Below are 13,261 nucleotides of genomic sequence, written 5' to 3' on the forward strand. Positions count from 1 at the left end.
ACGGATTATAAAACTGGTTGTAATCTTTGAAATAATATCAGATCCGGCAAGGTGATTTTTAGCGATACATCTCCGTTGGAGATTCCTGTTTATAGATAAAAATTGCATCAGCGGATCCTCGCTCCATAGGAGCCCCTGGAAATGTCAGGAAACTCCGATGGAGTTCGGATATATATATTTTCTTGAACAGCGCTATAAACAGGAAGCTCCGAAGGAGCGTCAAATACTGAAATTCCTAAAATAGCCGGTCTTTTCCTTACCCGGTCAAAATTAACCCGTTCAGAAGTTTCCGGGACCTTCCGTCCTACGGTTTTTTTTACCGTAGGACGGATTATAAAACTGGTTGTAATCTTTGAAATAATATCAGATCCGGCAAGGTGATTTTTAGCGATAAATCTCCGTTGGAGATTCCTGTTTATAGATAAAAATTGCATCAGCGGATTCTCGCTCCATCGGAGCATCCTGGAAATGTCAGGAAACTCCGATGGAGTTTGGATTCCTATATTTTCGTGAACAGCGCTATAAACAGGAAGCTCCGAAGGAGCGTGGAATACTTAAATTTCTAAACCAGCCGGTCTTTTCCTTATCCGGTCAAAATTAACCCGTTCAGAAGTTTCCGGGATCTTCCGTCCTACGGTTTTTTTTACCGTAGGACGGATCATAAAACTGGCTATAATCTTTGAAATAATATCAGATCCGGTAAGGTGCTTTTTTAGCGATACATCTCCTTTGGAGATTCCTGTTTATAGATCAAAATTGCATCAGCGCATCCCCGCTCCATCGGAGCATCCTGGAAATTTCAGGAAACTCCGATGGAGTTTGGATTTATATATTTTCATGAACAGGGCTATAAACAGGAAGCTCCGAAGGAGCGTGGAATACTGAAATTTCTAAACCAGCCGGTCTTTTCCTTATCCGGTCAAAATTAACCCGTTCAGAAGTTTCCGGGATCTTCCGTCCTACGGTTTTTTTTACCGTAGGACGGATCATAAAACCGGTTATCATCTTTGAAATAATATCAGATCCGTCAAGGTGCTTTTTTAGCGATACATCTCCTTTGGAGATTCCTGTTTATAGATAAAAATTGCATCAGCGGATTCTCGCTCCATCGGAGCCTCCTGGAAATATCAGGAAACTCCGATGGAGTTTGGATATATATTTTCTTGAACAGCGCTATAAACAGGAAGCTCCGAAGGAGCGTCAAATACGGAAATTTCTAAACCAGCCGGTCTTTTCCTTACCCGGTCAAAATTAACCCGTTCAGAAGTGTTCGGGACTTTCCGTCCTACGTTTTTTTTACCGTCGGACGGATCATAAAACCGGTTGTAATCTTTAAAATAATATCAGATCCGGCAAGGTGATTTTTAGCGATACATCTCCTTTGGAGATTCCTGTTTATAGACAAAAATTGCATCAGCGGATCCTCGCTCCATCGGAGCGTCCTGGAAATGTCAGGAAACTCCGATGGAGTTTGGATTCATATGTTTTCATGAACAGGGCTATAAACAGGAAGCTCCGAAGGAGCGTGGAATACTAAAATCCCTAAATCAGCCGGTCTTTTCCTGTTGATTCTTCCTGACCATAGGCCAGATAATTTAGCTTTTTGGGCTTCCCTACACCCACCTGACTTATTTCCCCAACTATTAAGAAAGAAAAAGCTATTTCACAGCTCTGGATGGAAAATGGCATGACGGAAAAACTGGCAGGATCAGACAGGCAACACATTTCCTAAATCCGGTACACCCGATTGGTACGATCGTGAAACCGGAGAATCGTTACCGACAAACGGCAAAAGGGGGGAAATGCCTGAAAAGCCAGAAACGCCAAGAAAATAAATGTTAAAAGGCCCTGATTTGCAGAATTTATTAAATACAAATTCTACTATATATCATAAAAAATGCCTGATTAAAAGGATTTTAACGATTTATTAATATGTCTTTTCTTAAATATTTTTTTCTAAAATAAACTTTCCATCGCCGTAAAAATCACATGTTTACAGGCAATTTCCCGACCATTGCTTGTTGTGACAAGATATGTATTGTGATCCGTTTTGATTAAATCCTGCAAAAATCCATCGGTAAAAAAAGGATTGAATTCAGAGACTGCAACTTTTAGGTAGTCAGACAATGCCTTTTCTTTGATATCCTCATCAGCACACGATTCGGCTTCTAAGATACAGCAATGCATTTTAGAAGCCCCTGCTTCCAAAACCGCAAATAAGCCAGCAGTTCCTGCACCCACAATACATATATCGGTTGTAATCACCATTATTGCTTTTTTTCGTTGACTTTATTCCATGACAATTGACAAAGATTTTACACCTATTGAAAAGGTATATAATATGAACCTGCACCCTGCTTACTCCCGTCCAAAAAAAGTATTTGTCTGCTTCCGGCAGCATCGCTGTCAAATTTTTTGATTTCACTGATGGATTCAAAAGGGATTACGATTGAAAAGGAATCATCAGAATTTCCCCAGTCCAGCATCATTCTGCAACGCAGGTTGTCACCATACAAACTCAGATCTTTTATGGAATTTCTGTTCAGATAAACAGGCTCATATCCAAACATCTGCTGCCCGTAAAACAAATAACGTGCATATATAATGTAATGATTGGAAACATTTTCAAGATCGGCAATGATCTGATAGATAATGGTATGCAGGTATAAATTCATTGTAATTTTGTTTGAGATGATCAACAGTTTACCTTTCCAACTTCATCTGAAAACTGAATCAGGCAGCACGTTTTAATGAAGATCTTATAATCCTCTGACCTGCTGCCTGAATGTACTACTCAACTTACTTCTGCAACTAACTAATCAATAAACTATCCATACAGTATCTATGTTGAAACAGGCCCTACCAGTAAACCAAACCTTCCAGACGGGCAAGTTCAAGACTGGCTACACAAAGCTGGTATTGATATTGAAGGCGGGTCAATTCTGCTCTTTGCACATTGGTGCTTGCGTTGGTCAGTTCCAGATTTGTCCCTGTTCCATTCCGAAAACGGCTCTGGGCAAATTTCTGTGCCTCTTTTGCTTCCATAATCTGGTCATTCGCATTCACCAGACTGGCTTTATTGCTTTCAATATCGGTTAATGCCTGCGCAATATCCCTGCTGAATGTGTTGTCAAGGCTTTGCTGCGCCAGTTTGGATTGAAGCAATTGGCCTTGTGAAAGACTTACCTGCTTTTTGATACGACCTCCCTGATAAATGGGAATATTCAGTGTTATGCCAGCCTGATAGGCATAACGGAACTTGTTGATATCGGGCACATATCCATTGGCAAAACCAGTTCCGGCATTGAGTACCAGCGAAGGTTTTCCCTGGATCTGGCTCATTTTCAGTTCCGTTTCGGCCATGGTTATTTTATCTTTCAAAAGCTGATATTCCGCGTTTCCGGATTTTGCGTTTTCCAAAACACTTGTTGCATCCGTACTTTCAGAAATAGCCGGGAAATTAAAATCCGCACCCTCTTTACTAACCTGAATACCAGTAGCATACTGCATCAGATTATACTGCTTGTTCAGATTATTTTGCAGATCAATTTTCCGGTTATTTTCCTGATCAATACTGGATTGTATCGAAAGCACATCGTATTTGAGCGCATCACCGTTTTTAAATTTAACCTCAGTATCCCGCTTGTTGTATTGTAAGAAGTTGATCACACTATCCTGAATGGCAATCGAACTTTTGAGATAAGCAATCTGGTAATATATATTGGCGACCTGAAAAGCCATCTGGTTTTTGTTGTACATCACATTGTCCTTTGCATATTGAAGGCTGGCTTTGGCGCGCTCAACACCCGTTTTTACAGTACCAAAATCCCAAAGTGTGTAACTTCCGTTGACCATGGTTTTGTAATTACTGTTAGGCATAATACTCAGTTTGGTCACCTGATCACCGCCTGTTGGAATGGTCACAACCGAAACGGGATGCTGGTAACTATAAGAACCTGTGGCGGCTACGGAAGGCCGACCGGCCGCTTTGGCAAGATCAATCCGCTGATTTTCCACAGCCACAGCCTGATCAAGTTCCTTGAAAGCCGGGAAATAACTGAAAGACTGGTTTATCAGCGTTTTAAGATCCGAAGGAACATGCTGCGCATGAAGCTGCCCGGCGCTTAAACCTATAAAAAGAATGAAAATGAAACGTTTCATGATAGATAAATGATTTTGAATTAATGAGCAGCAGCAGCTACTTTGGCTCTGGTTTCGGCATCCATTTCCTGATTGCTCAGCAAAAGCATGAATGGAATGGTACAGATAAAAAACACGGAAATCAGGAGAAAACCATCCAGATAGGCCTGCATCTGGGCCTGATTTGAAACAATAAAATCAAGGTTACTCACAGCTGCTTGTTTTGCTGCAATGGGGTTAATTCCCTTTGCCATCATGCCATGGGTAATACTTTCCAGGCGACTATTCATCAGCGGATTATTGCCCTGAAGATTTGAGATCAGATCATTTCTGTGTGTCGCGAAGCGGTTGGTAGAATACGTGTTCATAATCGCAATCCCGAAAGCGCCGCCTAGTGAACGAAACATATTATTCAGCGATATTCCATAAGGCATATCTTTGGGCTCCAAACCTACAACTGCCTGACTAAGAAGTGGAACCGTCAGAAAACCAGTACCTAATCCTCTGCAAACCTGAGTAAGTGTAAACCACCACTTTCCGGCTTCGGCCGTTGCAAGAGAGGAGGTGTAACCATGGAGAATAAAAAGAATAAATCCGGCAGCCACAAAATAAATCGGCTTGATACCTTTTCCTAAACCTGCGCCTATAAAAGGCATGGCAAAAATCGTGATCAGTGCGCCTGGAATCATGGAAAGTCCTGCTTCGGTCGGGGTGTAACCCATCACACGCTGCACCATAACCGGGAACAAATAAACCGATCCAAAAAGCCCGAACCCGCACACAAACGTGAGCACATTACTTCCGACCAGGTTGATGCTTTTCATTACCCTCAGGTTGATCGCAGGATTCTTCGTGTGCAGTTCCCAGTAAATAAATAATCCGATACCGATAATAGCCGCTGCGGTCAGATAGCGAATCATTTCATCCTGGAACCAGTCCTCGGATTGTCCTTTTTCAAGCACATACTGCAAGGCACCAACGCCGATGGTTAGCGAAAGAATTCCCATGTAATCAACCGGAATCGCCTTTCTGTCAATATTATATTCATCGGGTTGTCTCTCTACAAACTTCCACGTTAAAAGCGCAGCCGCAATCCCGATTGGAATATTGATATCAAAAATCAATGCCCAGTGATAGTTATCGACAATATAACCGCCCAAAACCGGACCGATGGTCGGCCCCAGCACAATCCCCATTCCGAAAATCCCTCCGGCAATACCTTTTTCTTCTGGTTTAAATTGTTCGAAAAGGATTCCCTGAGACACAGAAAGCAGAGCTCCCCCGCCCAGTCCCTGCACAAAACGCCATAATACCAGCATCCAAAGAGAAGACGATGTTCCGCACAAATAGGAAGCGATCGTGAAAATAATAATGGATGCCAGATAGTAGTTTTTCCGCCCGAAATACCGGCTCAAAAAACCGGTTAACGGAATAATGATCACGTTGGCAATTGCGTAAGCAGTCACAACCCAGGAGGCGTCCTCCAGCGTTGCACCGAGCGTTCCGCTGATATTATTTAAGGCAACATTGATAATGGAGGTGTCAATCAGCTCCATGATGGCCGCTGAAATCGTGGTGACCACGATGATGATCTTGACAAATTTATTTTCCTGACTGGCCATAATTCGAGACTTTGCTCAACAGCTATTTAACTTTTACGTCCACTTCCACGCTCAACCCAGCCTTTAAGAGACCCGTTAATGCTTCCGCATGATCAATTTCAATGGTAACCGGCACACGCTGAGTCACTTTCACAAAATTACCTGTCGAATTATCTGGTGGCAGAAGAGAAAATTTTGCGCCTGTTGCATCACTGAAACCGGAAATCTTTCCTGTAATTTCCTGATTTGGATAGCCGTCCATTTCAATTTTTACCTGCTGCCCTACTTTCATATGTTCCAGCTGTGTTTCTTTAAAGTTGGCTACGATCCAGTATTTATCGCTACTAACCAAACTGAAAAGCTGCTGTCCACCCTGCACAAATTGTCCGGGTTTCAAGTTCGTTTTTCCAAGCTTTCCTGTGGACGGCGCGATAATCCTGGTATAGCTCAAATCCAGTTTTGCTCTTTCCAGTGCTGTTTCTTTGGCAGCAATTGTGGCTTTGGCACGTTGTATCTGCGCATTTGCCGTCCCGGTTTGGACACCGGCCTGCTGTACTCTGGTTTTACTGGAAGCCAACATAGAAACCGAAGTTTTGTAAGCAGACTGGCTGTTTTCAAGTTGTCTTAGTGTTATAGATCCATCCTTATAAAGTGATTCGTCGCGCGCCAAATCTCTTTTTGCTTTATCCAGCGCAACTTCTTCCACGCTTACGCCTGCGGCCGCAACCGTTCTGTTCGAGCCAATTGTCGGAAGCTGTGATTCCGCAGCCGCCAAATCCGCCTGGGCTGAAAGAAGATCCGCATTTGCCTGTTGAACTGCCAGCACAAAATCGCGGTCATCGATGACTGCCAGCGTATCTCCCTGTTTTACATTTTGATAATCAAGTAGAGAAAAACTACTAACGTATCCCGATATACGACTGATCACAGGAACTGAATTTGTTTCAATTTGCGCATTATCCGTACTCTCAAAATGTAAGGCATGGTCAACCTTATTATAAGTAAAATAGACTACACCAATCGCAATGGCAGCGATGATCAGGGTTTTGGAAGCCTTACCAGCCAGACTCTGTGTTTTTTCTTCTGTTTCCATGAATTCTAATAAGTAAACTTAGTTTACAAATGTAGTATACCAAGTTTACCTTTCCAAAGAAATAGTAAAATAAGTTTACTAAATTTTTAATTTAGTTTTTACAATAAGAATTTCTTTAAAAATTGAAGAGTTGATAACCTAATGCTTTATTTTAATTTCCTCATGATAGCGGGTAATTGCCAAAAGAACATCAATGGCTCCATCATAATTTTCGTCTCCGGTAACTTTACGGTATTCTGCAACCAATCCATCGGCCGACTCCTTAACCTTGGTGCTGATCTCTTTTCCTTTGGGTGTAAGAAATATTCTTTCCGAACGTGCATCCAGAGGATCTTTTTCACTGGCTATTAGTTTCAAAGCATACAGCTCTTTAAGAATTTTACTTGCTGCCATTTTTGTAATTTTCAACTCACGGGCTACCTCATTATTTGAAATTCCATCCGTTCCAATGCACATAAAAACGGGAATATATCCCATTTTAAAACCTGGTATAAATTGCGTGATAACGTGTTCTCCCCACTCGTCCGTCAGCCTTTTGAGAATGTATATGACTTTAAAAAAGAATTTGGTATTGATATGATTTTCCATCTGGTATAGTTCGTTTTCAAAACAAAACGCATACATAGTAAATATAGTTTACTATATGCCTGTTTGTAAAACTAAGTATATGTTTGCAATTTTCAAGTTAGGACTTGCTTGAAAAGCCTTAATCAACGAATGAACAATTGCAAATAAAATGACTATTACTTAAAAATAAGCACGTTAGAAAAGCAAAAAAAGCATTTCAACCCCGAGTAACACCAATTTCAAAAGTAACAGCGGTAGCGAATCTATCCGTGGCAATTCGTGCATTCGTTGCTAAAAGTTTAATTAAAAGACTGCCGGAATTCCAAGGGCGAGAGATCCGTTTTGTTCTTAAACAGTTTGCTGAAAGACTGCGAATGTTCAAAACCCAGCGCATAAGCAATTTCACTGACGGAAAGATCCGTGGTAGATAATTTTTCCTTGGCCAGTTCGATCAGTTTACTATGCAGATGTTGCTGCGCATTTTGTCCCGTCAGCACTTTTAACATACTACCCAGATAATTGGGTGAAACATTCAAAGAATCCGCGATATACCCAACCGTTGGCAATCCGTTTTTAATCAACTGATCACTTTTAAAATAACCATCAAGAATATCTTCCAAACGGGCCAATATCTGATGGTTCGCGATTTTTCTGGTGATAAACTGACGTTGATAAAAACGCTCTGAATAAGTCAGCAGCAATTCAAGTTGGGCAAGGATGACCGTCTGGCTGAATTGGTCAATATTGGCATGATACTCCTGTTCCATATACTGCACAATTCCAGTAACCATCGTTTCTTCTTTTTCAGACAGAAACAGTGCCTCATTCACCGCATAGCTAAAAAACTCGTAGTGTCTTATGGTTTTTGCCAGTGGCGTATTCCATAGAAAATCGGGATGGACCAGCAACATCCATCCCGATTGACGAACCGGCGTATCTTTCTCAAACGTAAGTTTCAGAAGTTGTCCCGGTGACGTAAAAAACATAACGCCCTCATCGAAATCACCTGAATTCTGGCCATATTTCACTTTATAATTGAGATTCCGCTTCATAGCAATCGAATAGAAATCCTTGATCACAAGAAACTCATCCATCAGAAGCTCGTTCATCAATGCAACATCGATAACGCTGATCAACGGATGCTCCGGTGTTGGCAATCCTCTGAATTTGTGAAATTCCGAAATCGTTTTAAATCGATGAGATTGTATGTTTGGCATAGTACTATTTAAAGTTTCAAGTAACCACTTATTTCCAAATCTTCGATCAAACCTGGCTGTTCAGGTTTCCAGCCCAAAACTTCGCGTGTATGCTGACTGCTTGCAGCGCAATTCATTCCTGCGAAATGTGCAAACCAGGTAAAATGCTGAGCCGCCTCTTCCACTGATTTGCTCACCACCGGCACGTTCAGGCCTTCACCAATTGCCCCGGCTATCTCACGGAAAGCGATACCTTCCTCCGCGGCAGCATGATAACGGACAATTCCCGCAGGAGCTTTTTCAAGTGCAAGTCTGTATAATTTTGCGGCATCCAAACGGTGCACTGCCGGCCAGTAATTTTGCCCATCTTCCTTAAATACCGAAATTCCTTTTTCACGCGCAATTCCGATCAAAATAGGAATAAATCCATGATCACCAGCACCGTGAACCGATGGCGGCAAACGTACTACCGATACACGCACACCCTTTTCTGCCAATGCATTTGCAGCAAGTTCGGATGGTATTCGCGGATTGGGATTGGACGCAGATGGCATATCCTCTTCTGTTGCCAAACGGCCTGGTATTGTCAAAAGCCCTATCCCAGAGGTGATAATCAGCGGACGTTCAGAACCGGCCAATTCGGAGCCTAATACATTAATAGCCAATCTGTCGACCTCACAAACTTCTTTAAATCTGGCAAAATCGTGTACAAAACCGGTATGGATTACACCATCGGAAGCAGCAGCGCCACTTCGCAAACTTTCAAGATCTTCAAGGTCTCCGCGATGAACCTCAGCACCGGCGGCGATAAGTGCTTTCGCATTTTCTTCCGAACGGGCAAGGCCCAGTACCTGATGTCCTGCATTAATTAACTCCTGAACGACTGCGGAGCCAACAAAACCTGTTGCTCCTGTTACAAAAACTCGCATAAATTTCAAATTGGTTTCTATTTTTTGTTGATGCAAAGTTCCATAACCACGAAGAGACGCATGTAGTCAAATCCATTATTGTTGTAGTCAAAATCAGGATTGATCAACTAAATTTAGCACTAAATCCGGTTACAAAAGTCTTTTGTCTGTTTAATTGTGCTACGATCAATCGTTAGCCATGCATTAGCGTTAATTTTAGACCCGAAACAAAAAATTCAATACGACAATGAAATATGTAGAAAAAAATATCTCAAGAAGAAAAAATGATATCGCCAAACAGTTTTTGTTTGTTCTTGATAAACATCTTGCTGAATTAAAAGCAGGACAAGTTGAAAAATCGTTTGAACTCAAAGAAATTGCAGCATTATTATTTATTGTCCCAAATCATATGAGTGACATAGTTAGCGAAGTTTTGGGCAAGTCGCCTTGTGAAATTTATGAAACAAAATTGGTTGAAATTTCCAAAGAAATACTTGAAAATTCTAAGATGACAATTAATGAGATTGCAAGAACATTAGATTATGACCCTTCTAATTTTACTAAATTCTTTAAACATTTTACAAGTCTGACACCTTCTCAATACAGAAAATCAAAAACAGAAAACATCACCATTTAAACAGAAGACATCACCATTCTATTTTCTAACCTTCAATTTACCTTTGTTGAAAATAAAATAGCTATGAACATAGCAAAAAAAACTGCCCTTATTACCGGTGCAAATCAAGGACTTGGATTTGAAACAGCAAAACAATTAGCTGAACTCGGATATTACGTTTACATAGGGTGTCGTAATAAGTCAAAAGGGAATTCTGCAATAGAAAAATTGAAAGAATCTGGATTTGGTAACGTGGAACTTATTGAGATAGACGTTACCAATATCAATTCCATAAAATTGGCAAGACAAACATTGGAAACCAAAATTCAAAAGTTAGACTTACTAATTAACAATGCAGGCATTGCAGGAGAACAACCTCAAAACATGTCCACAGGCAACATTGATAATTTGAGAAAAATATTCGAAACTAACTTTTTCGGAGCAGTGCAAACAACCCAACAGTTTATTGACTTGCTAAAATTATCAGAAGAACCACGAATTATAAATGTTTCAAGTGGATTGGCTTCCTTGACATACCACAGTAGTTCACCTGATTTTGCAATGTATGCAGCGTATAGTTGTTCTAAAACTGCATTAAATGCTTACACCGTAATGTTGGCGAAGGAATTTTTGGACACCAATTTCAAGATAAACTGTGTTGAACCAGGATATACTTCAACCAATTTAAATAATTATCAGGGAATACAAACCGTAGAACAAGGAATTGAAGTGATTGTAAAATATGCAACGATTGCCAATGATGGTCCGACAGGAAAATTTCTGAGTAGAGAAGGTGAAATTAGCTGGTAGAAAAATTTTTGGCACCGAGATATCTCCGGTCAAATTGCAGCACCTTTCAAACTGTTTCAGGATGTACAGCACTTTTTTTGTCGTTATGCACGTTGGCCCGGAATCCAGAGAAGGTTATACCGGTATTCATTTTAAAAAAACGGCTAAAATGTGCTGTACTGACAAATCCAAGCTCATCGGCCACCTCTTTCGCAGACTTTTCGGTGTAGAAAATATACCTTTTTACTTCAGAAATGATCCGGTTCTGGATCAGTTTCGAAGGGGATGGATAATGGCATAAGCTAAACAGATTGGAAAGGGTTTTGGGAGATTTACACATGGCCTGCGCATAAAACCGGACCTCGTGCTGTGATCTGTAATTGCATTCCAGCAGCAGATTGAATTTACGGATTATATCCATTTTATCTTCCGTGAATTGCTGATAATGATCCGTTTGCTTTTTAGCAACCCGGGTAACTTTAATAATCAGACGCTTCAAAAGCGTTCGCAGCATTTCACCCTGCATTTTGTCTTTTACCTGCATATCTTCAATGCAGAGAATTTGTATGGCTGATATACTTTCCGCTTCCTGCTCTGACAACAAAATAAAAAGCGGATGCGTGATGCCATAAAAAAGGAAACCAACACAACCAACTTCGGAATCATGGTCGGCGATACAATAAAAATCCCTGTTGAACTGCCAGGCGACAAGTTCTTGTGGCCTTTCAAATGTAAAAGTCTGATTTGCAACAAGTGGCAATACAGATCTTGCCGGCATAGTATATTCTATCTCATCAATCACTACTTCCTGCTGGCTGCCGGGATTGCATACTATGGTATTCAGAAACTGCTTTTTCCCATTTAAAAGCCCTTCCCCTTTAATGCACATATCATCCGTAATAACAGAAAAATGCCCTTGCGTGGTTTTGTCTTCAAATTGCAGTTTCATATCCTACGCCTTTTAGTGAAAAGCCAAAAAACGGGGCAACTCCCAAGTTGCCCCGATCCAAATATATCATTACTAATTAATTGTTACCTTAATAATTTTTGAAATAACAGGCAAAGTTGTAAACATATTAGGATTTGGGACTTCGACAATTGGTTTGCTTTCTGCAAGCGGTGTACCTGCCAGATTAAATTGTGTGATTCCGGCCCCAGGAAACTGGTTTATGGCGGTACCATTATCCAGTAATTTTATGCTGCTCGAAATATCTCCTTTTTGAGTAGCATCTACACCATTATCAGCGGATGAGAAAAACCAGTCGTTAGAAAAGCCGTACATGGTAGCAATTGCCAGACGGTCACCGGATGATACTGAAATTTGCTGCGAAACACTGCTGCCAGCCTGGCCATTAATGATCGGAAGTAGAACAGTACTCACAGGAGCAGCAAGTACATAAACTGCTTTCACGCCTGGTTTGCTTTTCAGCGAGGCTGCCAGGTCATCAGCATTTCCACGCTGTGCAAGTAATTTCAAACCTTCGCCGCGGTCGTTTTCTCCCGTTTTATAAATTGGATTGTCAATTCCGTTATAGACCACAACCAAGATTGGAGACAACGGTGTAAAAATGCCTGTCATGCCCGTGATATAAGTACTAAGCGCAGCATTATCGCCAGCTTCTGCAATGGCAGTAAGTCCATTGGCAGTAGGCTGACCACTTGTATACAAAGGTGCAGGACTTAATAAATTACCTCCAACAATGTAAGAAACAGCCCAAACGCCCGGACTGAACGGAGTTTCATTAGCAGTGCCGCCGGTGGTATTCTTTAAAGTCAACGTGAAATAAGAATTACCATCATATTTTAAAGTGGCCTGCATCATTTTTGAAGCTGCCAAATACGTATTCCCTTGTGCATCCGTGCCAATTACTTCGGTAATATTTTTTGAATCTGCCGTTCCCGGGTGAGTAACCGACATTCCCGGTGCCTGATTAATACGAGTCCCATTGTCCCACAATTTTATCTGCGACGAAACATCTCCTTCGATAGGCGTTCCATTTGCATCATAAACCAGAATACCCGGATTTGCTGGTGCAAAAAACAAATCATTTGCCCAACCATACATCGTTGCAAAAGTAAGTGCCTCACCTTTTGCAGCCGAGAAATGAATCGTGACCGATTGATCTGGCAAAATAACCGGAGGTGTTCCCGTTCCCATAAAAGTACCCGATTGAACAAGAGGCCTTGAATCCAGCACATTTTCAATCTTAATCGTATTCATGGTAGTTCCGGAATTGTCAATATCATGGTCCGTGCAGCTCGAAACAATCAGTGGCAATAGCGCAACGGCTGGCCAGAACTTAATTTGTTTAAGATAATTCATCGTAGTTTGTGTTTGAAGCAGCTGTTGC

General features: G+C 41.2%; 13 protein-coding genes. 2 read left to right on the forward strand and 11 right to left on the reverse strand.

Annotation, left to right across the window (positions count from 1 at the left end; genetic code table 11):
* Positions 1-1,542 precede the first annotated feature (1,542 nt).
* The 9 genes from FZF08_RS15890 to FZF08_RS15930 form a co-directional block, all read right to left on the reverse strand.
* Positions 1,543-1,689: a hypothetical protein gene (locus FZF08_RS15890; RefSeq protein ID WP_159470489.1), complete on the reverse strand. Its 147-nt coding sequence runs from the start codon at positions 1,687-1,689 to the stop codon at positions 1,543-1,545.
* Positions 1,690-1,956: 267 nt separating this feature from the next.
* Positions 1,957-2,268 carry a hypothetical protein gene (locus FZF08_RS15895; protein ID WP_159470491.1) on the reverse strand — a complete coding sequence of 104 codons (312 nt, stop codon included), beginning with the start codon at positions 2,266-2,268 and terminating at the stop codon, positions 1,957-1,959.
* Between the two features lie 53 nt (positions 2,269-2,321).
* Entirely contained in the window at positions 2,322-2,675 is a 354-nt protein-coding gene (locus FZF08_RS15900; protein WP_159470493.1) for a hypothetical protein, read from the reverse strand.
* 184 nt (positions 2,676-2,859) lie between these two features.
* Positions 2,860-4,161, reverse strand: coding sequence for a TolC family protein (locus tag FZF08_RS15905; RefSeq protein WP_159470495.1), 1,302 nt, complete (start codon positions 4,159-4,161; stop codon positions 2,860-2,862).
* 20 nt (positions 4,162-4,181) lie between these two features.
* The gene (locus tag FZF08_RS15910; protein ID WP_159470497.1) at positions 4,182-5,762 is read right to left on the reverse strand and encodes a DHA2 family efflux MFS transporter permease subunit; all 1,581 of its coding nucleotides are present in this window, start codon (positions 5,760-5,762) and stop codon (positions 4,182-4,184) included.
* A 22-nt stretch (positions 5,763-5,784) separates the two neighbouring features.
* Complete coding sequence (locus FZF08_RS15915; protein WP_159470499.1) at positions 5,785-6,834, reverse strand: HlyD family secretion protein; 1,050 nt, start codon at positions 6,832-6,834, stop codon at positions 5,785-5,787.
* A 138-nt stretch (positions 6,835-6,972) separates the two neighbouring features.
* On the reverse strand, positions 6,973-7,422 hold the full coding sequence (locus tag FZF08_RS15920; RefSeq protein WP_159470500.1) for a MarR family winged helix-turn-helix transcriptional regulator: 450 nt from the start codon (positions 7,420-7,422) through the stop codon (positions 6,973-6,975).
* A 278-nt stretch (positions 7,423-7,700) separates the two neighbouring features.
* Complete coding sequence (locus FZF08_RS15925) at positions 7,701-8,618, reverse strand: AraC family transcriptional regulator (protein ID WP_159470502.1); 918 nt, start codon at positions 8,616-8,618, stop codon at positions 7,701-7,703.
* An 8-nt stretch (positions 8,619-8,626) separates the two neighbouring features.
* Complete coding sequence (locus tag FZF08_RS15930; protein WP_159470504.1) at positions 8,627-9,526, reverse strand: SDR family oxidoreductase; 900 nt, start codon at positions 9,524-9,526, stop codon at positions 8,627-8,629.
* 226 nt (positions 9,527-9,752) lie between these two features.
* Here FZF08_RS15930 and FZF08_RS15935 point away from each other — a divergent pair, with 226 nt between their 5' ends.
* Together FZF08_RS15935 and FZF08_RS15940 are read left to right on the forward strand one after the other, a co-directional pair.
* Positions 9,753-10,142: an AraC family transcriptional regulator gene (locus FZF08_RS15935; protein ID WP_159470506.1), complete on the forward strand. Its 390-nt coding sequence runs from the start codon at positions 9,753-9,755 to the stop codon at positions 10,140-10,142.
* Between the two features lie 63 nt (positions 10,143-10,205).
* Positions 10,206-10,931, forward strand: a complete 726-nt coding sequence (locus FZF08_RS15940) for an SDR family oxidoreductase (RefSeq protein ID WP_159470508.1) — start codon at positions 10,206-10,208, stop codon at positions 10,929-10,931.
* Positions 10,932-10,977: 46 nt separating this feature from the next.
* Here the strand turns inward: FZF08_RS15940 and FZF08_RS15945 are convergent, their stop codons facing one another.
* Positions 10,978-11,859 carry a helix-turn-helix domain-containing protein gene (locus tag FZF08_RS15945; RefSeq protein ID WP_159470510.1) on the reverse strand — a complete coding sequence of 294 codons (882 nt, stop codon included), beginning with the start codon at positions 11,857-11,859 and terminating at the stop codon, positions 10,978-10,980.
* A 72-nt stretch (positions 11,860-11,931) separates the two neighbouring features.
* Complete coding sequence (locus FZF08_RS15950; protein WP_159470512.1) at positions 11,932-13,233, reverse strand: spondin domain-containing protein; 1,302 nt, start codon at positions 13,231-13,233, stop codon at positions 11,932-11,934.
* Between the last annotated feature and the right edge of the window lie 28 nt (positions 13,234-13,261).

Origin of the sequence: Dyadobacter sp. 3J3 (assembly GCF_009801115.1) — a bacterium.
Taxonomy (GTDB): domain Bacteria; phylum Bacteroidota; class Bacteroidia; order Cytophagales; family Spirosomataceae; genus Dyadobacter.

Coding starts and splice junctions, on each gene's coding strand:
- FZF08_RS15890 (WP_159470489.1), bottom strand. CDS start 1,689: ATGCCATTTTCCATCCAGAGCTGTGAAATAGCTTTTTCTTTCTTAATA.
- FZF08_RS15895 (WP_159470491.1), bottom strand. CDS start 2,268: ATGGTGATTACAACCGATATATGTATTGTGGGTGCAGGAACTGCTGGC.
- FZF08_RS15900 (WP_159470493.1), bottom strand. CDS start 2,675: ATGAATTTATACCTGCATACCATTATCTATCAGATCATTGCCGATCTT.
- FZF08_RS15905 (WP_159470495.1), bottom strand. CDS start 4,161: ATGAAACGTTTCATTTTCATTCTTTTTATAGGTTTAAGCGCCGGGCAG.
- FZF08_RS15910 (WP_159470497.1), bottom strand. CDS start 5,762: ATGGCCAGTCAGGAAAATAAATTTGTCAAGATCATCATCGTGGTCACC.
- FZF08_RS15915 (WP_159470499.1), bottom strand. CDS start 6,834: ATGGAAACAGAAGAAAAAACACAGAGTCTGGCTGGTAAGGCTTCCAAA.
- FZF08_RS15920 (WP_159470500.1), bottom strand. CDS start 7,422: ATGGAAAATCATATCAATACCAAATTCTTTTTTAAAGTCATATACATT.
- FZF08_RS15925 (WP_159470502.1), bottom strand. CDS start 8,618: ATGCCAAACATACAATCTCATCGATTTAAAACGATTTCGGAATTTCAC.
- FZF08_RS15930 (WP_159470504.1), bottom strand. CDS start 9,526: ATGCGAGTTTTTGTAACAGGAGCAACAGGTTTTGTTGGCTCCGCAGTC.
- FZF08_RS15935 (WP_159470506.1), top strand. CDS start 9,753: ATGAAATATGTAGAAAAAAATATCTCAAGAAGAAAAAATGATATCGCC.
- FZF08_RS15940 (WP_159470508.1), top strand. CDS start 10,206: ATGAACATAGCAAAAAAAACTGCCCTTATTACCGGTGCAAATCAAGGA.
- FZF08_RS15945 (WP_159470510.1), bottom strand. CDS start 11,859: ATGAAACTGCAATTTGAAGACAAAACCACGCAAGGGCATTTTTCTGTT.
- FZF08_RS15950 (WP_159470512.1), bottom strand. CDS start 13,233: ATGAATTATCTTAAACAAATTAAGTTCTGGCCAGCCGTTGCGCTATTG.